The sequence below is a fragment of the Pseudomonas sp. KH_027 genome (genome assembly GCF_057838565.1).
Genome location: NZ_CM174470.1, coordinates 150,363 through 177,204, shown reverse-complemented (window position 1 = coordinate 177,204; position 26,842 = coordinate 150,363). Strand labels below are relative to the sequence as shown.

At 63.3% G+C, this 26,842-nt stretch carries 23 protein-coding genes; 6 read left to right on the top strand and 17 right to left on the bottom strand.

Annotation, left to right across the window (positions count from 1 at the left end; genetic code table 11):
• Positions 1-30: 30 nt before the first annotated feature.
• Positions 31-1,371, top strand: a complete 1,341-nt coding sequence (locus tag AC3IYG_RS00820; protein WP_489311837.1) for a hemolysin family protein — start codon at positions 31-33, stop codon at positions 1,369-1,371.
• Here AC3IYG_RS00820 and AC3IYG_RS00815 read toward each other — a convergent pair.
• Positions 1,358-2,167, bottom strand: a complete 810-nt coding sequence (locus tag AC3IYG_RS00815) for a helix-turn-helix transcriptional regulator (RefSeq protein ID WP_489311836.1) — start codon at positions 2,165-2,167, stop codon at positions 1,358-1,360. The genes AC3IYG_RS00820 and AC3IYG_RS00815 overlap by 14 nt on opposite strands.
• Positions 2,168-2,278: 111 nt before the next feature.
• On the opposite strand from AC3IYG_RS00815, the gene AC3IYG_RS00810 reads away from it, so the two are divergent.
• The 3 genes from AC3IYG_RS00810 to AC3IYG_RS00800 are packed head-to-tail and all read left to right on the top strand — an operon-like array spanning position 2,279 to position 5,427.
• Entirely contained in the window at positions 2,279-3,382 is a 1,104-nt protein-coding gene (locus AC3IYG_RS00810; protein ID WP_489311835.1) for a polyamine ABC transporter substrate-binding protein, read from the top strand.
• A gap of 45 nt (positions 3,383-3,427) precedes the next feature.
• Positions 3,428-4,561 (top strand): DmpA family aminopeptidase, encoded by a 1,134-nt coding sequence (locus tag AC3IYG_RS00805; RefSeq protein ID WP_489311834.1) that lies wholly within the window; start codon positions 3,428-3,430, stop codon positions 4,559-4,561.
• Between the two features lie 5 nt (positions 4,562-4,566).
• A complete protein-coding gene (locus tag AC3IYG_RS00800) occupies positions 4,567-5,427 on the top strand; it encodes a carbon-nitrogen hydrolase family protein (protein ID WP_489311833.1) in 861 nt (286 codons plus the stop codon).
• 77 nt (positions 5,428-5,504) lie between these two features.
• On the opposite strand, the gene AC3IYG_RS00795 is transcribed toward AC3IYG_RS00800, so the two are convergent.
• The 5 genes from AC3IYG_RS00795 to AC3IYG_RS00775 all read right to left on the bottom strand — a co-directional run bounded on the left by AC3IYG_RS00795 (position 5,505) and on the right by AC3IYG_RS00775 (position 11,238).
• The gene (locus tag AC3IYG_RS00795) at positions 5,505-6,341 is read right to left on the bottom strand and encodes an ABC transporter ATP-binding protein (RefSeq protein ID WP_489311832.1); all 837 of its coding nucleotides are present in this window, start codon (positions 6,339-6,341) and stop codon (positions 5,505-5,507) included.
• A complete protein-coding gene (locus AC3IYG_RS00790) occupies positions 6,329-7,132 on the bottom strand; it encodes an ABC transporter permease (RefSeq protein WP_489311831.1) in 804 nt (267 codons plus the stop codon). Before AC3IYG_RS00790 ends, AC3IYG_RS00795 begins: the two co-directional genes overlap by 13 nt.
• Positions 7,133-7,143: 11 nt before the next feature.
• Positions 7,144-8,127 carry an ABC transporter substrate-binding protein gene (locus tag AC3IYG_RS00785; RefSeq protein ID WP_489311830.1) on the bottom strand — a complete coding sequence of 328 codons (984 nt, stop codon included), beginning with the start codon at positions 8,125-8,127 and terminating at the stop codon, positions 7,144-7,146.
• Positions 8,128-8,263: 136 nt separating this feature from the next.
• The gene (locus AC3IYG_RS00780; protein WP_489311829.1) at positions 8,264-9,646 is read right to left on the bottom strand and encodes an aspartate aminotransferase family protein; all 1,383 of its coding nucleotides are present in this window, start codon (positions 9,644-9,646) and stop codon (positions 8,264-8,266) included.
• A gap of 101 nt (positions 9,647-9,747) precedes the next feature.
• Complete coding sequence (locus AC3IYG_RS00775) at positions 9,748-11,238, bottom strand: aldehyde dehydrogenase (protein WP_489311828.1); 1,491 nt, start codon at positions 11,236-11,238, stop codon at positions 9,748-9,750.
• A gap of 395 nt (positions 11,239-11,633) precedes the next feature.
• On the opposite strand from AC3IYG_RS00775, the gene AC3IYG_RS00770 reads away from it, so the two are divergent.
• On the top strand, positions 11,634-12,551 hold the full coding sequence (locus tag AC3IYG_RS00770) for a LysR family transcriptional regulator (RefSeq protein WP_489311827.1): 918 nt from the start codon (positions 11,634-11,636) through the stop codon (positions 12,549-12,551).
• 192 nt (positions 12,552-12,743) lie between these two features.
• Positions 12,744-13,037 (top strand): GIY-YIG nuclease family protein, encoded by a 294-nt coding sequence (locus tag AC3IYG_RS00765; RefSeq protein WP_489311826.1) that lies wholly within the window; start codon positions 12,744-12,746, stop codon positions 13,035-13,037.
• Positions 13,038-13,593: 556 nt separating this feature from the next.
• On the opposite strand, the gene argE is transcribed toward AC3IYG_RS00765, so the two are convergent.
• The 11 genes from argE to AC3IYG_RS00710 form a co-directional block, all read right to left on the bottom strand.
• A complete protein-coding gene (argE, locus tag AC3IYG_RS00760) occupies positions 13,594-14,751 on the bottom strand; it encodes an acetylornithine deacetylase (RefSeq protein WP_489311825.1) in 1,158 nt (385 codons plus the stop codon).
• 72 nt (positions 14,752-14,823) lie between these two features.
• Positions 14,824-15,501 carry a DUF1028 domain-containing protein gene (locus AC3IYG_RS00755; RefSeq protein ID WP_489311824.1) on the bottom strand — a complete coding sequence of 226 codons (678 nt, stop codon included), beginning with the start codon at positions 15,499-15,501 and terminating at the stop codon, positions 14,824-14,826.
• Complete coding sequence (locus tag AC3IYG_RS00750) at positions 15,498-15,917, bottom strand: RidA family protein (protein ID WP_489311823.1); 420 nt, start codon at positions 15,915-15,917, stop codon at positions 15,498-15,500. The genes AC3IYG_RS00755 and AC3IYG_RS00750 overlap by 4 nt, the downstream gene beginning before the upstream one ends.
• The gene (locus AC3IYG_RS00745) at positions 15,917-17,308 is read right to left on the bottom strand and encodes a flavin-containing monooxygenase (protein WP_489311822.1); all 1,392 of its coding nucleotides are present in this window, start codon (positions 17,306-17,308) and stop codon (positions 15,917-15,919) included. Before AC3IYG_RS00745 ends, AC3IYG_RS00750 begins: the two co-directional genes overlap by 1 nt.
• A gap of 287 nt (positions 17,309-17,595) precedes the next feature.
• Positions 17,596-18,492, bottom strand: coding sequence for a peptidoglycan DD-metalloendopeptidase family protein (locus AC3IYG_RS00740; RefSeq protein WP_489311821.1), 897 nt, complete (start codon positions 18,490-18,492; stop codon positions 17,596-17,598).
• Between the two features lie 177 nt (positions 18,493-18,669).
• The gene (locus AC3IYG_RS00735; protein ID WP_489311820.1) at positions 18,670-19,572 is read right to left on the bottom strand and encodes a response regulator; all 903 of its coding nucleotides are present in this window, start codon (positions 19,570-19,572) and stop codon (positions 18,670-18,672) included.
• A 162-nt stretch (positions 19,573-19,734) separates the two neighbouring features.
• On the bottom strand, positions 19,735-20,475 hold the full coding sequence (gene phoU / locus AC3IYG_RS00730) for a phosphate signaling complex protein PhoU (RefSeq protein WP_489311819.1): 741 nt from the start codon (positions 20,473-20,475) through the stop codon (positions 19,735-19,737).
• A gap of 127 nt (positions 20,476-20,602) precedes the next feature.
• On the bottom strand, positions 20,603-21,436 hold the full coding sequence (gene pstB / locus AC3IYG_RS00725) for a phosphate ABC transporter ATP-binding protein PstB (protein ID WP_489311818.1): 834 nt from the start codon (positions 21,434-21,436) through the stop codon (positions 20,603-20,605).
• 115 nt (positions 21,437-21,551) lie between these two features.
• The gene (gene pstA, locus AC3IYG_RS00720) at positions 21,552-23,222 is read right to left on the bottom strand and encodes a phosphate ABC transporter permease PstA (RefSeq protein WP_489311817.1); all 1,671 of its coding nucleotides are present in this window, start codon (positions 23,220-23,222) and stop codon (positions 21,552-21,554) included.
• A 161-nt stretch (positions 23,223-23,383) separates the two neighbouring features.
• Positions 23,384-25,669: an ABC transporter permease subunit gene (locus AC3IYG_RS00715; RefSeq protein WP_489311816.1), complete on the bottom strand. Its 2,286-nt coding sequence runs from the start codon at positions 25,667-25,669 to the stop codon at positions 23,384-23,386.
• A gap of 173 nt (positions 25,670-25,842) precedes the next feature.
• Positions 25,843-26,808, bottom strand: a complete 966-nt coding sequence (locus AC3IYG_RS00710) for a phosphate ABC transporter substrate-binding protein PstS family protein (protein ID WP_489311815.1) — start codon at positions 26,806-26,808, stop codon at positions 25,843-25,845.
• Between the last annotated feature and the right edge of the window lie 34 nt (positions 26,809-26,842).

Below are 26,842 nucleotides of genomic sequence, written 5' to 3'. Positions count from 1 at the left end.
CTGATAATACGGACACTTCGAAACACCCTTATGGACCCTTCCCCTAGTTACACCGCCGCCACCTATTTCGCCGACTTTGGCCTCATCCTTTTCGCCCTGCTGCTGGTGCTGCTCAACGGCTTCTTCGTTGCCGCCGAGTTCGCCATCGTCAAGCTGCGCGCCACCAAAGTCGAGGCCATCGCCAAGAAGAACGGCTGGCGCGGGCACATCCTGCGTACCGTACACAACCAGTTGGATGCCTACCTGTCGGCCTGCCAGCTGGGCATCACCCTGGCCTCGCTGGGCCTGGGCTGGGTCGGCGAACCGGCCTTCGCCCACCTGCTGCAACCGCTGTTCGAAAGCCTCGGCGTAGACTCGCCGAAGTTGGTGCATGGCTTGGCCTTCTTCAGCGCCTTCTTCATCATTTCCTACCTGCACATCGTGGTCGGCGAGCTGGCCCCCAAGTCCTGGGCGATCCGCCAGCCCGAGCTGCTCTCGCTGTGGACGGCCGCACCGCTGTACCTGTTCTACTGGGCCATGTACCCGGCGATCTGGATTCTCAACGCCAGCGCCAATGCCGTGCTGCGCATCGCCGGCCAGGGCGAGCCAGGGCCACACCATGAGCACCATTACAGCCGCGATGAGCTCAAGCTGATCCTGCACTCCAGCCGCGCCAGCGACCCCAGCGATCAAGACATGCGCGTACTCGCTTCCGCTGTGGAGATGGGCGAGCTGGAAGTGGTCGACTGGGCCAACTCCCGTGAAGACCTGGTCTACCTGGAACTGAACGCGACACTGGATCAGGTCTTCAGCCTGTTCCGCCGGCACAAATACAGCCGCTACCCGGTGTACGACGAGGCCAGCGGCGACTTTGTCGGCGTCCTGCATATCAAGGATCTGCTGCTGCACCTGTCACTGCTGGAAATGCTGCCCTCGGCACTCAAGCTCGGCGAGCTGATGCACCCGCTGGAGCGGGTGAGCCGGCACATGCCGTTGTCCAGCCTGCTCGAGCAATTCCGCCAGGGTGGCGCGCACTTCGCCCTGGTCGAAGAGGCCGACGGCAAAGTGATCGGCTACCTGACCATGGAAGACGTGCTGGAAGCACTCGTCGGCGACATCCAGGATGAACACCGCAAGGCCGAACGCGGCATCCTGGCCTACCAGCCGGGCAAGTTGCTGGTGCGCGGCGACACGCCGCTGTTCAAGATCGAGCGCCTGCTCGGCATCGACCTCGACCATATCGAGGCAGAAACCCTTGCCGGGCTGATCTACGAAACCCTCAAGCGGGTGCCGGAAGAGGAAGATGTGCTGGAAGTCGAAGGCCTGCGCATCATCGTCAAGAAGATGAAAGGTCCGAAGATCGTGCTGGCCAAGGTGCTCAAGCTGGATTGAGCTTGACCGCCCTGGCCGACGCGCTGCCCTGCTGCAAAAACAACGCGAACAGCTCGGCGTGACTGCCGACCCCAAGCTTGTGGTAAAGGTTGCGCCGGTGCACCTTCACGGTCTCCGGCGAAATGCCCAGCCGTTGGGCGATGGCCTTGCTGGAAAACCCCTGGAGGATCAGCCGCGCCGTTTCGCTCTCGCGTTCGGAGAGCCGCGCGGCGAGCTGGCCAAAGGCCGCGATGAAGTCGGCTGGTGCCGCGGCCGCTAGCGGCGCCTCGATACGGGCCAGCGCGAGGTGCTTGCGCATGGCCGCCAGCACCCAGTCGCGCACGCACAGCAGGGCGCCGACCTGCTCGTTGCGAAAGGCCGTATGGCTGCCCAGCGACAATCCCAGCACCACACCGTCGCCGAGGTTGAGCATGAATTGCAACTCATCGCGGCCCACCACCTGCCGGAAATAGCTCAGGTAATACTCGCTCTGGCGGAACTGGTCGGGCGCCAGCGTCTCCAGGCGATAGAGGTCATCGGCGATGCCGCTGCTGGCGGCCAGGTAGAAGGGGTCGAGCAGGTACATGCCGGCGCAGTAATCGGCGAACCGGTCGGCCTCGCCCAGGCGAGTGAATTCGAAGACCTCCAACACTTGCGGTGGCCGTTCGCGCGGCATCAGCGCCAGCAGCGCGTTGTCCAGCGGTACCAGCAGACGCAGGGTATCCACCAGGCAGCGCCAGAATCCGTCCTGGCCCAGGGCGCCGAACACCCGCGCCAGGCCCTGGTGTATGGGTAACTCTTTCAACAAGGCTTCCACTCACTACCCCTTTCGCGTAACCCGTGATGGGAATAGGCGCCGACGATCCGCGTCACTAACCTGAAGCCTCCCGACCATCACGGGCCTGTAGCAGGCCAGGAGTGCCGCATCATGCGTCGTCACCGTTCGTATCTCAACACCGGAATTGGCGCCTGTCTGTCGGCCTGGATAGCGGCCGCCGCCGCCGATGGCCCCAGCGTGCATGTGTACAACTGGTACGACTATATCGGCCCCACAACCCTGAAAGACTTCAAGCGTGACACGGGCATCATGCCCATCTACGACACCTTCGACAGCGCCGAAATCCTGGAGAGCAAGCTGCTCACCGGCGGTAGCGGTTACGACGTGGTGGTGGCCAGCAACTTCAGCCTGCCGACGCTGATCAAGGCCGGCGTCCTCGAGCCCCTGGACCCCGCCAAGCTGCCGAACCTCAAGCACATGGACCCTGAACTGCTGGCCAAGCTGGCCAGCAACGATCCGGGCAACCGCTATGCCGTGCCTTATCTGTGGGGCACCAACGGTATCGGCTACAACGTCGACAAGGTCCGCGCCGCCCTCGGCGAGCAGGCCCCGGTGGACTCCTGGGACCTGCTGTTCAAGGAGGAAAACCTGGCCAAGCTCAGCCAGTGCGGCGTGGCCTTTCTCGACTCGCCGTCCGAGATGCTGCCGGTGGCCCTGCATTACCTGGGCCTACCGCCCAACAGCACCAACCCCGACGACTACCAGAAGGTCGAGGCGCTGCTGCTCAAGCTGCGCCCGCATATCCGCTACTTCAATTCGTCCAAGTTCATCAGCGACCTGGCCAACGGCGATATCTGCGTGGCGGTGGGCTGGTCCGGCGCGATGCTGGAGGCCAAGACCAATGCCGCGCAAGCCGGCAATGGCGTGAAGATCGAATACAGCCTGCCGCAGGAAGGTGCCCCGGTCTGGTTCGACACCCTGGTGCTGCTCAAGCAGGCGCCCCATCCCGCCCAGGGCCTGGCCTTCATCGACTACCTGATGCGCCCGGAGGTCATAGCCCCGACCACCGATCACCTGGCCTATCCCAATGGCAACCGCAGTGCGACACCGCTGGTTGCCGAGGCCACCCGCAATAACCCGGCCGTCTACCCGCCGGCCGAGGCCATGGCCCGGCTGTTCACCCTGCAGCCGCTGCCGAAGAAGATCGAGCGCATCCGCACCCGCGTCTGGAGCAAAGTAAAAAGCGGTCAGTGAGCCTAACCCCAACCCTTTCTGTATCCACCTGCCATGAGACAAACCATGAAACCACGTGCCCGCGACCTCGGACTCCAATTCGGCCAACTGCAGCCCGGTCCCCTCAATGCCATCACCGATGTAGCCGGCGTACGGGTCGGCCATAGCGAAGTGCGTGGACGAACGGCTGATGGCCGCGACATCCATACCGGCGTCACGGTGATAGAGCCGCGCTCGGGTTCCACCAGCCAGCAACCCTGCTTCGCCGGCGTCCACATCCTCAATGGCAACGGCGACGCCACCGGTCTGGAGTGGATTCGCGAGGCTGGCCTGCTGACCAGCCCGGTAGCCTTCACCAACACCCACAGCATAGGCGTGGTGCGCGATGCGCTGATCGCCCTGGAGCGCCAGGATCAGCCCGCTGGCGGGCGGCTGTACTGGAACATGCCGGTGGTGCTGGAGACCTTCGACGGTCTGCTCAGTGACATCAACGGCTTCCACGTGCGCCCCGAACATGTGGCCCAGGCCCTCGACGCGGCGGTGGGCGGCCCGGTGGTCGAAGGCGCCGTCGGCGGCGGCAGCGGCATGATCTGCCACGAGTTCAAGGGCGGCATCGGCACTGCTTCGCGCCGCCTGAGCGCCGAACAGGGCGGCTGGACCGTGGGGGCCATCGTCCAGGCCAACCACGGCACCCGTCCTGAACTGCGGGTCGATGGTTATCCGGTGGGCCGCTATATGGAACAGGTCGACTCGCCCTTCCTCAAGGCTAGCCTGCCGCACCCGGGCATGGGCTCAATCGTCGTCTGCCTGGCCACCGATGCCCCGCTGCTGCCGCACCAGTGCACGCGCCTGGCTCAGCGCGCCAGCATCGGCATCGCCCGCACCGGCGGCGGCACCGAAGACCACAGCGGCGACATCTTCGTGGCCTTCTCCACCGCCAATCACCTGCCGGCCGCCTCCTACGAATTCAAGGGCGCGCCTACCTGCGACAACCTGAGCATGGTCAACAACGACCACATCAGCGAACTCTTCCTCGCCACCGCCGAGGCCGTGGAAGAGGCCATAGTCAACGCACTGCTGGCCTCCCCCACCACCGAAGGCAATGGCCACACGGCTCACGGCCTAAGCGCCGAAAGCCTGCTCGCCGCCCTGCGACAGGCCGGCTGGCAGCCGCGCGGCCACGACTTGACCAAGGAGTAAGGAGCATGCGTAACCTGCATATCGCCGCCCTGCAAACCGCGTCGGTCAGCCATGACGTCGACGCCAGCTGGGCACGTTTCGCCAGCCAGGCCCACCAGGTGCGACAGCTGTTCCCCCAGGTCCAGCTGCTGATGCTGCCGGAGCTGGTGTTGAGCGGCAGCGCCCCGCTGCTGCAGGCTGAGGCGGGTTGGATGGAACACGTCGCCGAACCGCTGGATGGCCCGCAGGTCCAGCGCCTGTGCGGCCTGGCCCGTGAGCTGGGGTTGTGGCTGCAACCGGGCAGCCTGTTCGAGCGCGCGGACGATGGGCGGATCTACAACACCGCCCTGCTGATCTCGCCAGCAGGCGAGGTTGCCGCGCGCTACCGCAAGATTTTCCCCTGGCAGCCGTACGAAACCAGCACCCCGGGCGACCAATTCGTGGTCTGCGACTTGCCCGGCATCGGCCGGGTCGGATTGGCCATCTGCTATGACAACAGCTTCCCCGAAGTGGCGCGGCAACTGGCCTGGCTCGGTGCCGAGGTGATCCTGGCACCGACGCTGACTGGCACCCGTGACCGCGAGATGGAGTGCGTCTGCGCCCGCGCCAATGCCTTCTGCAATCAGCTCTATGTGGTCAACCTGAATGCCGCCAGCCCCCTGGGTGTCGGCGAAAGCCTGATCGTCGACCCAGAAGGCCTGGTGCGGCAGCAGGCCGGTGCCGGCGAGGAGATCCTCGTCGATTGCCTCGATCTTGAGCAGGTCGCGCGCGTCCGCCAGCACGGCAGCGCCGGGGTCAGCCGGCCCTGGCAGCAGCTGCAACGCGATGCCGGGCGACTGGCGTTGCCGATGTATGGCGGGCACCTGCAGGCCATGCCTGACGCTTGAGTGCGGCAGGCCGGCGAGCAACGCCCCCTGGCTCCCCTGCCTGCGCGGGGAGAACCAGGAAGGCGCTGAGCACCCTGTCAGTGCGCCTCTTCCAACTCGTCGTGCAACAGGCCGAAGATCTCGCGTTTCATCTCGATGAACGAACGCTCCATGACCATATCCAGCGTACGCGGACGCTCGATCGGCACGTCGAGGATCTTCTTGATCCGCCCCGGGCGGGCGCCCATCACATACACGCGGTCACCGAGCAAAATCGCCTCGTCGATGTCGTGGGTGACGAACAGCACGGTCTTCTTGCTGTTGCCCCAAACCCGCAGCAGCAGTTGCTGCATCTGCAGACGCGTCTGGCTGTCCAGCGCGCCGAAAGGTTCATCCATCAGCAGAATCTGCGGGTCGTTGGCCAGTGCGCGGGCGATCGCCACGCGCTGCATCATGCCGCCGGAAAGCTGCTTGGGATAGTTGTCGGCGAACTGCGCCAGGCCGACTTCGTTGAGGTAGAAGTCGACTATCTCGGCACGCTGCCTGGCCGGCATGCCGCGACGCTTGAGACCGAACTCGATGTTCTGCCGCACCGTCAGCCAGGGAAACAGCGTGTAGCTCTGGAACACCATGCCGCGGTCGACGCCCGGTCCCTCGACTTGCTGGCCGCCGACATAGATCTTGCCCGCGCTCGGTTCCGCCAGGCCGGCGGTGAGATACAGCAGGCTCGACTTGCCACAACCGGAGGGGCCGACCAGCACCGCGAACTGCTGATCCGGCACCTCGAAGGAGACCTTGTCCAACGCGGTGAAGGTCGAGCCACTCGGGGTCTGGTACTGCAGGCTGACCGCTTCGACGCGCAAGCGCGCCGCAGCCACCGTTTGCGCGGCTAACGAAACCGCATTATCACGTTGCACCGCTGCTACTGCGCCCATGAGGCCACCTTGAGTCGAAGGAATCGGAACAGTTGATCGGTCATCAGGCCCAGCAGACCGATGATGGCGATAGCGAGGAAAATCACATCGACCTGGAAGCCGCGCATGGCCTTCAAGCTGATGTAACCGAGGCCGCTGGAAGCCGCGACCAGTTCAGCCACGACCAGGTAGGTCCAGGCCCAACCCATGGTCACCCGCAGGGTATCCAGCACGCCCGGCAACGACGCCGGGCCGAGCACGTGGAAGAGCACATCGCGGCGATTCGAGCCGAGGGTGTAGGAAGCGTTGATCAGGTCTTTGGAGACGCCTTTGGAGACGTCGGCGATCATCACCAGTTGCTGGAAGAACACGCCGAAGATGATCACCGTCACCCGCTGCTCCAGACCGATACCGATCCAGAGGATGAACAGCGGCACGAAGGAGGTCACCGGCAGGTAGCGGATGAAGTTCACCAGCGGTTCGAGGAACGCCTGGACAATGCGGAAGCTGCCCATCAGCAGCCCCAGCGGCACCGCCACCAGGGAGGAAACGATAAAGCCGATCATCACCACCTCGACGCTGGCCCAGACATGCTGCGCTAGGCTGCCGTCGCGGGTGAGGCGCAGCGCCGTCTCCAGCACCGCCCCCGGGGTCGGCAGGAACATCGTCGGCACCACGCCGCCGTAGGAGAGACCGGCCCACAGGCCGACCAGCAGCAGCCAGGCGAGTGCGCTGGCACTCCAGACCAGCCTGGTCGGCAGTTCGACCTTAGGCGTCAGACAACGGCTGAGCCATGATTTGTGCTTGAGCATGTGACCTCCGATTATGGGCTGACGAATGCGGTATCGACCAGGTCGTCGTAACTGACGGCGAAGGGCTTGCCTTGCAGCGTGCTCCAGGTCTCGTTGGCCAGCTCGATCAGCGCGGCGATGTCACCTGGCTTGCCTGGGGTGCCGAGCAGCTTCTCGCTCATGGCCTGGTCATAGAAGCGCACGCCCTTGGCGGCATTGGCCATTTCCACTGGGTCCGCGAGATAGCCGCCGACGCCCTTGGCCATGATGGCGTAGGCCTCCTGCGGATGCTCCTTGGTGTACTGCACAGCCCTGTACAGGCCGTTGACCAGCGCCTTGACGTCCTCCGGCTGCTTCTCGACCACGTCGCAGTTGAGCGCGACCACATCGACGATGATCCCGGGCGTCTTGGTGCTGTCGATCAGCACCTTGCCCTGACCTTTCTGGCGCACCAACGACAGGTGCGGCTCCCAGGTCACCGCGGCCGGAATACGGCCAGCGATGAAGGCGGTGGCGGCGTCGTCGGCGGTCATGTTCTGCACCTCCAGATCGCTCATGGACATGCCGTTCTGCTTGAGCAGATAGGACAGCCAGAACTGCGAGACCGAACCCTCGTTAACCGCGACCGACTGGCCTTTGAGCTCCTTCAGGCTGTTGACCTCCTTGCCCACCAGCACGCCGTCGCCACCGAAGCTGTCATCCAGCGCGGCCACTGCTTTAAAGCAAAACTGCGGGCGGTACTTGAGGATTTCATCGATGGTTGAGGCCGAGCCCGAGAGCTTGTCGGAAGCCTGCGCGGCCATGTACAGCGAGGACTCCTCCATGGTGGTCAGTTGCAGGTCGAGGCCCTGCTCCTTGAAGTAGCCCAGATCGCGGGCCAGATACAGGGTGCCGTAACCGACCCAGGTGGTATGGCCGATGGACAGGGTGCCGGCCTGGGCGCCAGTGGCGACGCCTACGGCCAGCGCGGTGGATGCAAGGGACAACGAGGAACGCTTGAGCAAGGACTTGAACATGGAACACTCCCACAGCCTATTGGCTTAGTTGTTGGATTGCGGGGCAGCATTGGCCGAAGGCCAAAAGGGTTCCGTCGCGCCGGCCGCTACGGGCCGGCGTGATAGGTAGTACAGGGAATGGAATGCCGGGGTTGGCTTACAGCCGTCCCAGTTCCTGCGCGGTGCGGTCCACCGCGCGCTTGGTCTTCTCGATCAATTCATCGAGTTCGCTGCGGCCGGCCACCAGGGCCGGCGCCATGATCATCCGGCCAAGGGTGGCGCGGATGATCAGGCCTTCTTCGAAGCCATGGGTACGGCAGCGCCAGGTAATGTCCGCCTCGTTGGCGAAGCGTTTGCGCGTGGCCTTGTCCTCGGCGAACTGCAGGGCGGCGACCATTCCGGCGCCCTGGATTTCGCCGACCAAGGGGTGATGGGTGAACACCTCGCGCAGGCAGCTTTGCAGATAGGGGCCGGTCTCGCTCTTCACCCGCGTGACCACACCCTCGTCGCGCAGCGCCTTGAGGTTGGCGGTGGCCACCGCCGCGGCCACCGGGTGACCGGAGTAGGTCAGGCCGTGGGCGAACACGCCGCCCTGTTCGACCAGCACCTCGGCCATGCGTTTGGACAGAATCAGCCCGCCCATCGGGATGTACCCGGAGGTCAGGCCCTTGGCGATGGACAGGGTGTCCGGCTCAAAACCGAAATACTCGTGGGCGAACCATTCACCGGTGCGGCCGAAACCACCGATCACCTCATCGGCGCACAGCAGCACGTCGTACTGGCGGCAGATGCGTTGGATTTCCGGCCAGTAGCTCTCCGGCGGGAAAATCATGCCGCCGGCGCCCTGGAACGGCTCGGCGATAAAACCGGCGACATTTTCGGCGCCCAGCTGGAGGATTTTCTCTTCCAGCTGACGGGCCGCCCGCAGGCCAAATTCGGCGGGCGTCAGGTCACCTTCGTGGCCGTACCAGTAAGGTTCGTCGATGTGCTCGACATCCGGGATCATGCCCCCCATCTCGTGCATGAATTTCATCCCGCCCAGGGCCGTCGCGGCCAGGGTCGAGCCGTGGTAACCGTTCCAGCGGCCGATCATGATCTTCTTCTGCGGCTTGCCGAGGATCTGCCAGTAGCGACGCACGGTGCGGATCAGCGCCTCGTTGGCTTCGGAGCCGGAGTTGGTGTAGATCGCGTGGCTGTAGTGGCTGGGCAGCAGGCTGAAGAGCAGCTCGGAGAGCTCCACCACCGCCGGGTGAGTGGTGTGGAAGAACATGTTGTAGTACGGCAGCTGCTCGAGTTGGCGGGCGGCGGCGGCATTCAGGTCCTTGCGGCCGTAACCGAGGTTGGTGCACCACAGGCCGGACATGCCATCCAGGTAACGCTGGCCGTCGTTGTCCCACAGGTACAGCCCCTCACCTTTGACCATCACCCGCGGGCCTTCGGCGTTCAGTGCCTTCTGATCGAGAAACGCGTGGATGTGGTGGGCGGCGTCCAACGCCTGGTACTCACTGGTTTCACGCTTTCCTTTGATCTGGGTATTCATCACAGCTCTCCTCCCCTCAGGGGGTATCAACAGTACGTCTGAATGTGCAGCCTTCAGACTTGGCCTGGGTTCAGCGTCTCTTGGTAAGGGGTTCCAGCCGCTCAGCGCAGCTGGAACCAGGTGGTCTTCAGTTGGGTGTACTTGTCGAAGGAATGCAGCGACAGATCGCGGCCGAAACCGGACTGCTTGCCACCACCGAAGGGCACCGTCACATCCAGAGCGTCCACCGTATTGACCGAAACCGTGCCAGCGTTCAGGCGCCGGGCCACGCGATGGGCGCGGTTGAGGTCGTCGCTCCACAGCGAGGCGGCCAGGCCGTAGACACTGTCGTTGGCCAGGCGCACGGCCTGCTCTTCGTCGTCGAAAGCGCTCACCGCCAGCACCGGGCCGAACACCTCTTCACGGGCCAGGGGCATGTCCGCCGCCACGCCGGTGAAGATGGTCGGCTCGATAAAGTTGTTCGAACCGTTGAAGCTCAGGCGCTGGCCACCGCAAACCAAGGTCGCAGCACTGGAGCGGGCGCGGTCGATAAAGCCCATCACGCTATCGGCCTGCCGCGTGTCGACCATGGCACCGGCGCGGCTTTGTGGATTCAGTGGATCGCCCGGCTGCCACTGGCGGGCCTTGTCGATCAGGCGCTCGACGAACTCGTCGTGGATCGAGCGTTGGACCAGCAGCCGCGAGTTGGCCGAGCAGACTTCGCCCTGATTGAAGAAGATCGCGAAAGCGGCCTTTTCCGCCGCCAGATCGAGGTTCTGGCAGTCGTCGAAGATCAGGCTCGGGCTCTTGCCGCCGCACTCCAGCCAGACCTGCTTGAGGTTCGACTGCGCCGAGTACTGCATGAAGTATTTGCCCACCTGGGTCGAGCCGGTGAACACCAGGCAATCGACATCCGGGTGCAGGCCGAGCGCCTTGCCGGCACTCTCGCCGAGGCCCGGCACCACGCTCAGCACGCCCTCCGGCAGCCCGGCCTCCAGCGCCAGTTCGGCCAGACGCAGGGCGGAAAACGGCGACTGCTCGGCCGGCTTGAGGACCACCGAGTTGCCAGCGGCCAAGGCCGGGGCGAGCTTCCAGGCCGCCATATCCAGCGGAAAATTCCACGGCACCACTGCCGCGACCACCCCGAGCGGCACGCGGGTGATGGTGGCCAGGACGTTTGGCGCGCTGGGGGCGACCTGGTCGTAGAGTTTGTCGAGGCTTTCCGCATACCAGGCAAACACCCCGGCGGCGCCCGGCACGTCGATGGTGTAAGCATCCATCACCGGCTTGCCCATGTTCAGCGAGTCGAGCAGGGCCAGCTCCTCGCGGTTGGCCAGGATCAACTCGGCCAGGCGCAGCAGCACGCGCTTGCGCTCCCCCGGCGCCATCCGCGCCCAGGGGCCGCTGTCGAAAGCCTGACGCGCGACCCGCACGGCGGAGTCGACCTCAACGGCGCCGCAGGCGGCGACATTCGCCAGCAGTTGGTTGGTGGCCGGGTTAATCGCCGCGAAGGTCGCACCAGACTCGGCGGCGACCTGCCGGCCGCCGATCAGGGCCCGGTCGATGAAGCGCTGAGTACACGCACGCTGTTGCCAATCATTGAGTTCGAACACTACCGAGCTCCCTAGCCTGCGACCGGTTATGGCCGGTCATGGTGGTTTTGGATGCGATTGATGGTGGCCGAAGACGCGCCTTAGGAAAATTATTAAATATGTGTTCGGGGTATACGAAAAAGCTAGTTAGCCCCGCCCCAACAAAGTGCGCCGTGCTGGGTTATTGTGCAGTACGTACAGGCCCGGCAGGCGCTGCTCGGGAAAGCTGGCGGCGGTTCGCCGAATGCCGTTCGCGCATGCACCGTCAGAGCAGGAAAACAGTGGATTTGTGTCAGCGCTCGAGATCCTGGGGCGCGCAAATTGCTAAGCCTGCAACCGTACGGATCGGCACATTAGCGACCATAAGATGCCCCCATTCCGACTCACCGGCATGCGAGCAGAAAACGAGGTTTGGTGTGGCTTCCTATTCCCTGCGACAACTGAAGTATTTCGTCACCACGGTAGAGTGCGGCAGCGTGGCCGAGGCCTCGCGCAAGCTGTATATCGCCCAGCCGTCAATCTCCACCGCGATCAAGGGCCTGGAAGAGAGTTTCGGCCTGCAGTTGCTCATCCGCCACCATGCCCAGGGCGTATCGCTGACCCCGGGTGGCGCGCGCTTTTATCGCAAGGCCCAGGAACTGCTGCGCATGGCCAAGGAGTTCGAGCAGAACGCCCTGGCCGACCTCGATGTGATCGCCGGACAGATCGACATCGGTTGCTTCGAGACGGTCGCGCCGCTGTACTTGCCGCGGCTGATCGCCGGCTTCAACGCGCTCTATCCGGGAGTGGAAATCCGCCTGCGCGATGGGGAGCAGCAGGAGTTGGTACAGGGCCTGACCGCCGGGCGTTTCGACCTGGCGATCCTCTACCAGCACGACCTCGACTCGACCATCGAAACCGAACCGCTGATGCCGCCACAACGCCCCTACGCGCTGTTGCCGGCTGGCCACCGTTTCAGCCTCCAGGCGCAGGTGTCGCTGCGCGACCTGGCGCTGGAGCCGCTGATCCTGCTCGACGTGCAACCGAGCCGCACCTACTTCGTCAGCCTGTTCGAAGAGTTCGGCCTGAGCCCGCATATCGCCTTCAGCTCGCCATCGATCGAGATGGTGCGCGGCATGGTCGGCCAAGGCTTCGGCTTCTCGGTGCTGGTCACCCGCCCGCACTCGGAGTGCACCTACGACGGGCAGAAGGTGGTGATGCTGGAGATTGAAGAGCCGGTAACCACCTCCGGGCTGGTGGCCGCCTGGCTGAAACGCGCACCGCTGACCAAGCCGGCGCAACTGTTCGTCGACTACTGCAAGGAGCAGTTGGCGCCGGCGGTGCTGGCGGAATGAGGTTGGGTCAGTAGAGGGCCTGACTAGGAATACACCTCTGTGCACTTCCTACTGGATTCCCGCCTGCGCGGGAATGACGGGGTTGGGATTGAGGATATGGTTGCACCTGAAATATCGTCATATCCGCAAAGGCGGGAATCCAGCCCCCTTGTATGCAATGGAATACTTAACGCCAGTCCAGGAAGGACTCCAATGCTCAGGCAACCTGCCGTCTACATTCTCGCCAGCCAGCGCAATGGCACACTCTATACCGGCGTTACCTCCGACCTGACCAAACGGATCTGGGAACATCGCAATGACTGCGTGGCGGGCTTCACCCTCAACTATGGGGTGCACATGTTGGTTTATTACGAGCTGCATGGGTCGATGCTGGCTGCCATCGAGCGAGAAAAACAGTTGAAGAAGTGGCGCCGGGAATGGAAGTTGAAACTGATCGAGTCAGTGAATCCCAGCTGGGAAGATCTGTGGGAAGGGATTCTGGGTTAGATCTGTAGTTGCTTCGGGTGCGGTTTATTGGATCCCCGCCTTCGCGGGGATGACGGTGATAAGGGGTCTACCTCCGTCATTCCCGCGCAGGCGGGAATCCAGTAGATAGCGAATTCAAATAGCCGGACTTAGTGGGCCAACATCCTGGCGAGCGGAGGTGGGGCACTGGATCCCCGCCTTCGCGGGGATGACGGTGATAAGGGGTCTACCTCCGTCATTCCCGCGCACGCGGGAGTCCAGTGGATAGTGAATTCAAATAGCCGGACTTAGTGGGCCAACATCCTGGCGAGAGGAGGTGGATCACTGGATCCCCGCCTTCGCGGGGATGACGGCGATAAGGGGTCTACCTCCGTCACTCCCGCGCAGGCGGGAGTCCAGTAGATGGTGAATTCAAATAGCCAGACTCAGTGGCCAACATCCTGGCGAGCGGAGGTGGGGCACTGGGTCCCCGCCTTCGCGGGGATGACGGTGATAAGGGGTCCACCTCCGTCATTCCCGCGCAGGCGGGAATCCAGAGATGTCCGGAATGATGAAGGTAGGGATCAGGCGCGCTCGCTTAAGCGTCTAACCGCAGCCATTGCGCAAGCCGCTCCATCAGCTCATCACAGGCCCGCATCTGCGCGACGCTGACAAACTCATCCGGCTTGTGCCCCTGGTCCATGCTGCCAGGGCCGCAGACCACGGTGGGGATTCCGGCCTGAGCGAACAGCCCGCCTTCGGTACCGAAGGCCACGGTGCCGAACTCGCGTGAGCCGCTGAGCAGCGCAATCAATTCAGCCGCCTCACTCTGCGGGTCGGTCGCCAGGCCCGGATAAGCGCTCAGCGGCTGAAAACGGATCGTCGTGTCGGCCTGGACCGCCTGCATCTGCGGCAGCAGTTCGGTCGTGGCGTAAGCCTGCAGTTGCTCGGCGACCTGTTGCGCATCGAAGCCAGGCAGGGCACGCACTTCGAAGTCGAACTGGCACTCGGCGGGGACTATGTTCAGCGCCCGGCCGCCGCTGATCATGCCGGTCTGCACCGTCGAATGGGGCGGATCGAAGCGCGCGTCATGCTGGTCGGACGCGGCCAGTCGCTGGCCGATCTGACCCAGCTTGCCGATCAGCCGGGCGGCGTACTCGATGGCATTCACCCCCTGCGGTGCATAGGCCGAATGGCAGGCCGCGCCCTGCACACAGCAGCGCATGGCCAGCTTGCCCTTGTGCCCGAGCACCGGGCGCATCTCGGTCGGTTCACCGATGATGCAGGCGATCGGTTTGTGCTCGCGCCGTTCCAATGCCTCCAGCAATGAGCGTACGCCGAGGCAGCCGACTTCCTCATCATAGGAAAACGCCAGGTGCACCGGCAGGCGCAACGGCTGGGCGAGGAAGCGCGGCACCGCCGCCAGCACGCAGGCCAGGTAGCCCTTCATGTCCGCCGTGCCGCGGCCATAGAGCCTACCGTTCTGCTCGCTCAAATTGAACGGGGCGACCGTCCAGGCCTGGCCGTCCACCGGCACCACATCGGTATGCCCGGACAACGCTACGCCGCCGCGATCGGTCGGCCCAATCGTGGCGTACAGGTTGGCCTTGGTCCGCTCGGCGTTGAACAACAGCTCGCACTCGACCCCGAAGCCAGCCAGGTAGTCGCGGATGAATTCGATCAGCGCCAGATTGGATTCGCGGCTGACGGTGTTAAAGGCGATCAACCGGGCCAGCAGTTCACGGCTTTTCGACATGGGGTGCCCCTTGATTGCGGAAAACAAAGGCTGGGCTCATTGCGCGGCAACCAGCCCAGCCTAAGAGCCTGTTCACTCGTCGCCAGGCACGCCATAGCTTGGCGCCTTGGTCGGGTCCAGCGCACGGATCACATAGTCCTGCATCTGCGGCCGGTAAGCCTCCCAGAGCTGCCCGAGCTGACCGACTGGATCTTCCTCGACCCAATCCACCCGCAGGTCGACGATTGGCCAGAGCAGGTCGCCGACTACCGACAGCGCCGCCGAATGCACCGGCCCGGCTTCGCCACCGGCCGCCATTGCCGCCTGCATGGCACTGAGCAGCCGATCGGCCAAGGCTTCGCCCGCGCTGCCCTCGAAGGCCGTCACCATCGCCGCGATCACGGCTTGGTTGGCCAACAGGTTGCCGGCGGCCACGCACTGCTCACCGGCCACGGCGTTATTCACCCCGAGCGCTTCGCTGCCGGTGAACAGCGCCGTGACGCCGTGCTGATCGATCACCGCAACCTGCCGAAACTGGCTGAAGCCGTGCCGCGTCAGCGCTTTATCCAGCGCTGCGCCGGCGCTCTCGCCGGCCTCCAGCAAGTCGAGAATTTCCGGGCCGAGGGCCGGCAGGGTAATGTTCTGCGTCGCCACTGCACCCGCACCGGCACGCACCCAAGGGCAGCGGGCGCCGACGGCAATGCTCGAGGAGCTGATGGCGATGCCGAGCTGACCGGTCTCGGCGCAACGGCCCACGATGGAAAAGGTCATGCGTCCTCCTCGGGGATCACCGCAATCACGTCGATCTCCATCAGCCACTGCGGCTGGCCCAAGGCGGAGACCACCAGACCGGTGGAGATCGGGAACACGCCCTTGAGCCACTTGCCGACCTCCTGGTAGACCGGTTCGCGGTAGCGCGGGTCGATCAGGTAGGTGGTGGTCTTGACGATGTGGCTGAGGTCGCTACCGGCCTCTTCCAGCAGTTGCTTGACGTTCTTCATCGCCTGTTCGGCCTGGGCACGCGGGTCGCCGAGGCCGACCAGCCTGCCGTCGAAATCGGTGCCGACCTGGCCACGGACATAGACGGTATTGCCGGCGCGCACGGCCTGGCACAGGTCGTTGTCGAGAGACTGGTTGGGGTACGTCTCTTTAGTATTGAACATGCGGATGCGGGTATGAGTAGGCATCAACTTACTCCCATAAGGCTGGCTTTTTGAACGTGCGAATCGGGGTATGCGCCATCGGGCCTTTCCTTTCGGTCAGTCTCTGCTTGGCGTTGCGAGGCATCACGATAGGCGAGATAGTTGCGCTGCTTGCCGATATGGTCGGCAATATGCCGGGCATCGTGCCAGACGCCCCAGATGAAAGCGGAGCCACGACGCGACAGCCACGGCAGGCCCAAGAAATAGACGCCAGGCTCGGTCGAAACGCCGCGCTGATGCTGCGGTTTGCCCTTGGCGTCGAAGGCGTTGACATTCAGCCAGCTGTAATCAACTGCATAGCCGGTTGCCCAGACGATCGAGGTAACGCCGACCTCGGCCAGATCGAGCGCAAGAATGGGATGGGCCACACATTCCGGATCCGGGAGCATAGTGCGGGCTTCAGGTTCTTCCGGAAGGTCGAGGCCATTGCGGGCAATATAGGCGTCAGCTGCATTGAGCAGCGACAGATAGTTCTCATCGCCGCGAGCCAGGTTGTCTGCAAGATTCGCTTCGAAGGTCACCACACCGTCGTTGAACGATTTCGTCAGACCAACGAGCGTCATCCCCTGATGGGCAAGCCGCCGGAAGTCAACCGTATGGCCGCCACGAGCACCGCTTACGGCAATGGTGACATGTTCCTTGCCCGGCTGGACGCCCTCCGCATCCCATTCGCCGAGAACACCCAACCACCAGCAGAAGTCACGGTTGCGATAGGCGCGTGGAGGACGATCGTGGGCGCCAACCGAGAGGTAAACCTGCTTACCGGCACGCTGCAGCTCATCCGCGATCTGCACCCCCGACGACCCGGCACCCACCACCAGGACAGCACCCTCGGGCAGCTGCGCAGGATTGCGATACGCGGCAGAGTGGATCTGCGTGAGTTTCTCATCCTCAGGAGCGATCGGCGGGATAACAGGCCGCTGGAAAGGTCCGGTTGCGACAACCACGTGGTTGGCCTCGATCACGCCCTCGGAGGTTTCAACAGTGAAGCCCGGCCGGTCAGCATTGCGTTCCACCTTCTTCACCTCCACGCCGGTGCGGATGGGGGCGTTGAACGTCCTGGCATAGGCTTCGAAGTAATCAGCAACCTGCTCTTTCGGAGCAAAGGCGTCGGGGTCGAGACTGTCGAACTCCAGACCCGGGAAGCGGTCGTGCCAGGCCGGACCATTGGCGACCAGCGAATCCCAGCGTCCCGTGCGCCAGGCTTCGGCGATACGATTGCGCTCCAGGACGAGGTGGGGCACCCCGAGTTTGCTCAGGTGTTCACTCATGGCCACGCCGGCCTGACCGGCGCCAACGACAAGCGTATCTATTTCCATTTTTTCAGCTGTCATGTTTGTGCACTTCTGAAAGGCGGTTTGATTCAGGTCGGTCATGGCTTGCCTCCTCTGATTCTGATCATTGGGGTGTTGGCCGCATTCTGTTCAGAACCAGGGATTCGCGAAATTATGATTTTTGTAGTCGCTGGCTAGGAAAAAGCTGCCCGCACGGGAAGCGCAGAGCCCGCATGGCAGAAGGCTTTGGCTATAGGTTTTTTAGCTGCAGGCGCGACAAATTAGATAATGCCGCGAACCCCACGGCGCTCGCCTAACGGAGTCAGCTCACGCAAGCAGCACGGCTGAGCGCTCGAAGCTGATCGGCTCTCGGAGCGACGCCCGCTGCCTCAGTCGCCGCCGACGGCGAAGTTCGGCAGGCTGTTGACCGGCTGGGCGAAGTCGAAGGGAATCGACTCCAGTGCCAGGCCGACGTTGCGCTGCACCACGAAGTGCAGGTGCGGGCCGCTGCTGTTGCCGGTATTGCCGGAGCGCGCCAGTGGCGTGCCGAGGTCGATGCGCTGGCCTTCGCTGACCAGCACCGAGCTGCGCATCAGGTGCAGGTAGACGCCCATGGTGCCGTCGTCATGCAGGATGCGCACATAGTTGCCGGACGGGTTGTTGCCACGCCCGCTCTGGCCATTTTCGGTTTTCACCACCACACCGCTGCGCGCCGAGACGATCAGCGTGCCTTCCGGCATGGCGATGTCGATGGCGTAACGGCCTTTCGGGGTGAAGTGGCTGTATTTGCCATTCGCCCCCTGGGTCATGCGGAACGGCCCGCCCCGCCAGGGCAGCGGATAATCGTAGAGCAGCGGTTGCAGGCGCGGGTCACCGAGGGCGGTGCGCAGTTTCGGTGTGTAGCGCAGCGGCTTGTTCGGGTCCTTGGGAGCGAGGGTCGCCAGGCGGATCTTGCTGCGCGCTGGCAGCACCCAGCGGATCGGCTCGTCCGGCGCGCCCAGGGCGTTGTCCACCCCGGTAAAACTCAGCTGCACCTCGACCGGCGCATACAGGTCATTGCGCACCAGCAGCGTTTCGCCGGCGTCGTGTTTCTTGGTTTCCAGCTTCACCTGTAGATCCAGGCGCTCGACCATGCGGTCGCGGAAAACGAACACCTGCGCGCCTGCCGCGGCCTTGTCGGTGTAGGTCACCACACCATTGGCGTCGGTGTACTTGTAGATGGTCAGGGCCGCAGCCGGACCGGCGGCGGCGAGCAGACCACAGAGTAGGAAAAAGCGCCCTAGCATAACTGCACAATTCTTATGGTTATGGGTATCCGAGTGGGTAAGACTAGCAGCGCGCCTGACCGCAAGCGAGATACCGGCGGTCAGGCTGTGACGAAGCTCGCAGCCCACCAAATGCCGGGGAAAGCGCCGGCCCTGCGGGCCAGTTGGTGGGTTACGCCGCTGCGCGGCTGACCCGCCCTACGCGCCGGGCACGAAGTGTTTCTGCACGGTGCCGCGCGCGATCAGGCGCGACAGGTAATCGAGCTTCTGCGGATCGCGATCGACGAAGCGGAAATTCAGTTGCAGCCACTCGCTGTCGGGCTTGGGCTCGAACGCGGCGACGGAATGCAGGTAGCCGTTCAGGCGCGCCACTTCGCCGCCGTCACCCTGCTCAAGATCGAGTACCGCGCTTTCCAGCACTTGCGGCAGCGGTTCCGCCCGCTTCACCAGCAGCAAGGCCTCCTTCAGGCTCAGGGCCTTGATCACGCACGCCAGGTTACCGCTGGGTAGACGCAACTGCCCCTGGCCACGGCCGCCGGGCGCCTGGGCGGCGGATTTGGCCGAGGCGACCGGGGCCGCCAGCGGTGACTGGCTGCCGGCCGGCGCCGGGCTGGGCTTGATGACATCGGCCTTGCCGCCGGTGAGGGCCGACAGCGAATCGTTGGCGAACGCCGAGCTCATCGGCTTGGCCGGCGCGTTGGCGATCAATGCCTCCAGCTTGCCGGCACGGGTCAGGGCTTTCTTGACCTTGGTGATCAGCTGCTCGTTGCTGAACGGTTTACCGATAAAGTCGGAAACCCCGGCCTGGATCGCCTGCACCACGTTTTCCTTGTCGCCACGGCTGGTGACCATGATGAACGGCACGCTTTTCAGACTGTCCTGCTCGCGGCACCAGCTGAGCAGTTCCAAGCCGGACAGCTCGGGCATTTCCCAATCGCAGAGAATCAGGTCGAAGCTTTGCCGCACGAGCAGTTGCTGGGCCTTGCGGCCGTTAACCGCCTCTTCGATCTGAATGCCTGGAAAAAAGTTGCGCAGGCCCTTCTTCACCAGGTCACGGATAAACGGCGCGTCGTCCACCACCAACACACTGACTTTGCTCATCGGCCACTCCATTCCACGAATGGTGCTAAGCATAGCCCTGGCCGCTGGCCAATAGCCAAGCTGGATTGCCGAAGCGCGACATTTGCCGCCGCTGCGTACGTCAGCGACGGGCTGAAAGCATGACGCCCGGCACAGGGCCGGGCGTCGTCGCAACGCGTGAACTCAGTTGTCTTTGGTTCTATCGGCGCTGCCGAGCACTTCCTCTTCCATCCGCGCCAGGCCGAGGTGCTTCACGTCGGTGCCGCGTACCAGGTAGATCACCAACTCGGCGATGTTGCGCGCGTGATCGCCGATGCGTTCCAGCGAACGCAGCACCCAGATGATGCTCAGCACCCGCGTGATCGAACGCGGGTCTTCCATCATGTAGGTCACCAGCTCGCGCAATGCGGTCTTGTATTCGCGGTCGATGGTCTTGTCGTACTTGGCCACCGACAGCGCCAGATCGGCGTCGAAACGAGCGAAGGCATCCAGCGCCTCCTGGACCATTTTGCGCACCTGGTCGCCGATATGCCGCACCTCGACGTAGCCGCGTGGCGCTTCGCCTTCTTCGCAGAGCTGGATGGCACGCTTGGCGATCTTGGTGGCTTCGTCGCCGATACGCTCAAGGTCGATCACCGACTTGGAGATGCTGATGATCAGGCGCAGGTCGGAAGCGGCCGGCTGGCGGCGGGCGAGGATGCGGATGCACTCCTCGTCGATGTTGCGCTCCATCTGGTTGATCTGGTCATCGATCTCGCGCACCTGCTGAGCCAGCCCAGAGTCGGCGTCGATCAGCGCGGTCACCGCGTCGTTGACCTGCTTCTCGACCAGGCCACCCATGGCCAGGAGGTGACTGCGCACTTCTTCCAGCTCGGCGTTGAACTGCTGGGAAATGTGATGAGTAAGGCTGTCTTTGCTGATCATCTCGGAGAATCCTGTAGTGGCCGCTTTTGCGCCCTCTCCCTTCAGGGAGAGGGCTGGGGAAAGGGTATTGGCCCCTGTCCCCGCTCCCTAACCCACGCCCCAAGGGGAGTGGGAACTACTGCCTGATCTAGCCGTAGCGACCGGTGATGTAATCTTCGGTCTGCTTCTTGGCCGGGTTGGTGAACAGGGTATCGGTATCGCCGAACTCGATCAGTTTGCCCATGTACATGAACGCCGTGTAATCGGAAACCCGCGCCGCCTGCTGCATGTTGTGGGTCACGATGACGATGGTGTACTTGGATTTCAACTCGTAGATCAGCTCTTCGACTTTCAGGGTCGAGATCGGGTCGAGTGCCGAGCAGGGTTCGTCGAGCAGCAGCACTTCCGGCGAAACGGCGATGGTCCGGGCGATCACCAGACGTTGCTGCTGACCACCGGAGAGGCCGAGCGCCGACTCATGCAGACGGTCCTTGACCTCGTCCCACAACGCGCCGCCCTTGAGCGCCCACTCGACTGCTTCATCGAGCACGCGTTTCTGGTTGATGCCCTGGATACGCAGGCCGTAGGCGACGTTCTCGTAGATGCTCTTGGGGAACGGGTTGGGCTTCTGGAACACCATGCCGACGCGGCGACGCAACTCGGCCACATCTTCGCCTTTGCGATAGATGTTGTTGCCGTCCAGGTTGATCTCGCCTTCCACTCGGCAACCGTCGACCAGGTCGTTCATGCGGTTGAAGCAACGCAGCAGGGTCGACTTGCCGCAACCGGACGGACCGATGAAGGCGGTGACGCGCTGCTTGGGGATATTCAGTTTGACGTCGTAGAGCGCCTGCTTCTCGCCGTAGAACAGGCTCAGGCCAGGCACTTCGAGGGTCACGGCTTCTTCAGCCAGTTGCAGATTCTGTTTTTCACGGCCAAGGGCAGAGATGTTGATGCCGTGTGGCTGGGCTTCATGCTGCATGGAGGAACCTCAATGCTTCGTTTGCGTTGGGTGGACAGAGCGCACCAGCGTTTTGTCCACCGATCAGTCGTTGCCAGCGCTGGATAACAACAGCGTTATCCAGCCTAAAAATCACTCAATGATCCAGCGCCTTGTACTTCTCGCGCAGGTGGTTACGGATGGCCACGGCGGACAAGTTCAGCCCGGCGATCACCAGCACCAGCAGCAAGGCGGTGGCATACACCAGCGGCCGTGCCGCCTCGACGTTGGGGCTCTGGAAGCCGACGTCATAGATATGGAAGCCCAGGTGCATGATCTTCTGATCCAGGTGCAGGTACGGGTAGTTGCCATCCACCGGCAGCGACGGCGCCAGTTTCACCACACCCACCAGCATCAGCGGCGCCACTTCACCGGCGGCACGCGCCACGGCGAGGATCATGCCGGTCATCATCGCCGGGCTGGCCATTGGCAGCACCACTTTCCACAGCGTTTCGGCCTTGGTTGCACCGAGTGCCAGGGAGCCTTCGCGTACGGCCCGCGGAATCCGCGCCAGGCCTTCTTCGGTGGCCACGATCACCACCGGCACGGCGAGGATCGCCAGGGTCAGCGAGGCCCACAGCAGCCCCGGCGTACCAAAGGTCGGCGCCGGCAAGGCTTCGGGGAAGAACAGCTGGTCGATCGAGCCGCCCAGCACATAGACGAAGAAGCCCAGGCCGAACACGCCGTAAACGATCGCCGGAACCCCGGCGAGGTTGTTCACCGCGATGCGGATCACCCGGGTCAGCGGGCCCTGGCGCGCATATTCACGCAGGTAGACGGCCGCCAGCACGCCGAACGGGGTGACGATGATGGCCATGATCAGGGTCATCATCACGGTACCGAAAATCGCCGGGAAGATGCCGCCTTCAGTGTTGGCTTCACGCGGGTCGTCGCTGAGGAATTCCCACAGCTTGCTGAAGTACATGCCGATCTTGGTGAACACACCCATGGCATTCGGCTGGTAGGCGTGGACGATCTTGCCCAGGCTGATTTCCAGTTCTTTGCCATCGGCCTCGCGGACCACGATGCTGTCGCGATCGACCGCCTGGTGCAGCTCGAGCAGCCTGCCTTCCAGCGCCTTGTATTGCGCATCGAACTCGGCGCGCTCGGCGTCGATATCGGCCTGCGCGGCCGCGTCCAACTGGCCGCTCAGCTCCAGCTCGCGCGTTTTCAGCCGCAGACGTTCGAGCTCATGGTTGATCGCGCCAATGTCTTTCTTCTCGAGCGTGCTCAGCTGCTTGGCCAGGCCGACGACGCGGGCAATTCGCTCCTGCAGCGTCGGCCAGCCGGCCTCGCCTTCGGCAATCACCTTGCCCTGCTCCTTGACGCTGACCAGATAGCCGTAGAAGTTGCCCCACTCGCGGCGCTCCAGGGTCATCAGCTCAGCCGGCTTGCTGTGCCCAACCAGCCATTCGCCGACCACCCAGGTGAAGTCGCTGCCGTACACGTCACGGTTGCCGACCTTGATCAGCTCGCGGGTCATGAACTCCGGGCCCTGCTCCGGCACTGGCAAGCCGGCCCCTTTGAGGCGGGCGCGCGGCACTTCTTCGGCCTGCACCACTTCGCCGATGAGGGTGTGTACCGCGTTTCCCGGCACTTCATAGCGCGCTTGCAGCAGGTCCGCCGGCCAGAAATGGCCGAGGCCGCGCACGGCGATCACCAGCAACAGACCCAGGGTCATGATCACCGAGATCGACACCGCACCACCGCTCAGCCAGATACCCGGCGAACCACTCTTGAACCAGCTTTTTAGAGAATTCTGTTTCACGACAGTTCTACCTTGGTTGCAGTTCTCCCCCCTCGTTTCACGGAGAGGGGCTGGGGGAGAGGGTGCCCATGCAAGCCGAGGCAACCCTATCCCGACCCTACGGGCCACCCTCTCCCCGAGGGGCGAGGGCCATCAAATGGGCCTCCTGTGGAGGCCGTGTTTTATAGCGCCGCGTATTTCTTGCGCAGGCGCTGACGGATCAATTCGGCCATGGTGTTCATCACGAAGGTGAACATCAGCAACACCAGCGCGGAGAGGAACAACACGCGGTAATGGCTGCCGCCGACTTCGGACTCGGGCATTTCCACCGCCACGTTGGCGGCCAGGGTGCGCATGCCTTCGAACAGGTTCATTTCCATGACCGGGGTGTTGCCGGTGGCCATCAGCACGATCATGGTCTCGCCGACAGCACGGCCCATGCCGATCATCAGCGCCGAGAAGATCCCTGGGCTGGCGGTCAGGATCACCACCCGCGTCATGGTCTGCCACGTCGTCGCGCCGAGCGCCAGGGAGCCCAGGGTCAGGCTGCGCGGCACGCTGAACACGGCGTCTTCGGCAATCGAGTAGATGTTCGGGATCACCGCAAAGCCCATCGCCAGGCCGACGATCAAGGCGTTGCGCTGGTCGTAGGTGATGCCCAGGTCATTGGAAATCCACAAGCGCATATCGCCGTTGAAGAACCAGTTTTCCAGGTGTGGGCTCATACCCAGCGCCAGCGCGCCGACCAACAGCACCACCGGGATCAGGGTCAGGGCTTCCCAACCTTCCGGTACCCGCAGGCGGATCGACTCCGGCAACCGGCTCCACAACCAGCCAGCCAGCAGGATGCCGATCGGGGTCAGGATCAACAGGCTGAAAATCCCCGGCAGGTGCCCTTCGACATACGGCGCCAGGAACAGGCCGGCGAAGAAACCGAGAATCACCGTCGGCATCGCCTCCATCAACTCGATCACCGGCTTGACCTTGCGGCGCATGCGCGGGGCCATGAAGTAGGCGGTGTAGATCGCCGCGGCAATCGCCAGCGGTGCCGCCAGCAACATGGCGTAGAAGGCGGCTTTCAGCGTGCCGTAAGTCAGTGGCGCGAGGCTCAGTTTGGGCTCGAACTCGGTGTTGGCGGCTGTCGATTGCCAGATGTGCTTGGGCTCGTCGTAACTCTCGTACCAGACCTTGCCCCACAGCGCGCTGAAGGAGACTTCCGGGTGCGGGTTGCGCAAGGTCAGCGGTTGCAAGGTGTTGTCGGACTCGACCAGCAAGCGGTTGGCGCGTGGCGACAGGGCCAGCATGCCCGCGCCCTCGACCACCGGTTCAATCAGCAGGGTGCGATGCGCGGTGCTATGGAACACCCCCAGCTTGCCGCTGGCATCCAGCGCGACGAAGCCCTTGCGGCGCTCTTCCGGATTGATCTGGATGACCGGCGCAGTACCCAGCTGGAAGTCGCGAATGTGCTTCAGGCGTGGCTGACCATCCGGGTCGCGGGCCATGAACCACTGGGCGATGCCGCCTTTGTTGTTACCGATGAGCAACGAAATGCCACCGAGCAACTGGGTGCTGGCGGTGAGTTCGGTGTCGGCATCTTCAAACAGTTTGTAGCGACCATTCAGCGAGCGCTCGCGCAGGCTGTAGACATCCGCCTGGGCCCGGCCGTTGAGCACATACAACCATTGCTGACGCGGGTCGATATACAGCGCCTTGATCGGTTCGGCGATCTGCGGCAGAGCGATGCGCTCCTCCGTCAGCGTGACCTCGCCGGTCATCATGTTCTCTTCTTGCGCCATCGACAGCAGGTGCAGTTCCTTGCCGCTGGAGGCACCGAGCAACAGGGTTCCGGAATTCAGGCTGAGGCTGATGTGTTCAAGCGCGCGACCCTGCGGATCGACGCTCAACGGCGCCTGTCCATAGGGGTAATCGATCTGCGGACTGATGGTTTTTTTGTTGTCCGGGTAGGTCACTTTGTAAACGTGCTTGAAGACCAAGGCCTGACCATTCGACAAGCCCAGCACGACCAAATTGGTCCCGGGCTGCTCCTGGCTGAGCGAGGTGACTTCAGCACCGGCCGGCAGCGGCAAGCTGACGCGCTTGAGCTCTGCACCGTTTTTCGCGGCAAAGAACATCACCTCGCCCTTGGCGGAAACGCGCATGGCGACCTGGTTCTGCTCTTCGATGGTGATCAGCAGCGGCTTGCCGATATCCTGCAACCAGGCTGGGCTCTGCACTTTCCTGGCAGTCAGCTCGGCACCCTGGAACAGTGGCATCACCACATACGCGAGGTAGAAGAAAATCAGCGTGATCGCGGCCAGCACAGCGAGACCGCCAACCAGCACGTACCATCGGGTCAGCCGGTCTTTGAGCGCACGCATGCGGCGCTTGCGCTTGAGTTCGGGCGTATTGAAATCAATCCGCACCGGAGGGGAATTTGCAGTCATGGTGGAGTTTGCCAAATCGTTCATGCGCACACCCTAGCGGCTCTTTATTACAGAAACATGACAAAGCGGAGACGCAAAAAACCCGCCGACCAGTAACACCAGTAGCGGGCCTGCGAAATGCGCGACCAGGGATCACCCAGCCGCGCTTGAGCATTCATGCCGAGGCAGCCAATCCGGCCGCCTCAGCCCCGAGCCTGTTACAGGCCCAGCTCTTTCAGCGTCTTCTCAGCCACTTTGGCTGGAACCGGGATGTAGCCGTCTTTGACCACAACTTGCTGACCGGCTTGCGACAGCACCAACTTCACGAACTCGGCTTCCAGCGGAGCCAGCGGCTTGTTCGGTGCCTTGTTGACGTAAACGAACAGGAAGCGCGACAGCGGGTACTTGCCGCTCAGGGCGTTCTCTTCGGTGGCATCAAAGGCTTCGCCGCCTTTTTTCGACAGCGCGACAGCCTTGACGCTGGCGGTCTTGTAGCCGATGCCGGAGTAACCGATGCCGTTCAGCGACTGGCTGATCGACTGCACCACCGAGGCGGAACCCGGCTGCTCGTTGACGTTGCCCTTGAAGTCGCCTTTGCACAGGGCTTCTTCCTTGAAGTAGCCATAGGTGCCGGATACCGAGTTACGACCGAACAGCTGGATCGGCTTTTCCGCCAGGTCACCGGTCAGGCCCAGGTCACCCCAGGTCTTGGCGTTCGAACCGCCGCACAGGCGAGTGGCGGAGAACACGCCATCCACTTGCTCGATGGACAGGCTCTTGATCGGGTTGTCTTTATGCACGAATACAGCCAGGGCATCGACCGCTACCGGCACGGCAGTTGGCTTGTAGCCGTACTTCTCTTCGAACGCCTGCAGCTCGACGTCCTTCATCTTGCGGCTCATCGGGCCCAGGTTGGCGGTGCCTTCGGTCAGCGCGGGTGGTGCAGTGGAGGAGCCGGCAGCCTGGATCTGGATGTTGACGTTCGGGTACTGACGCTTGTACTCCTCGGCCCACAGGGTCATCAGGTTAGCCAAGGTGTCAGAACCGACGCTGGACAGGTTGCCGGAAACGCCTGTGATCTTGGTGTAAGCCGGAATAGCCGGGTCAACAGCGGCAACCGCGCTTGCGGTGGCGACGCCAGCGGCGACAAAAGTCAGGGCCGCCATCAAACGCTTCAGTTTCATGCCTTGCTCCTAGCAGGATAGGGTTGTGATGGAT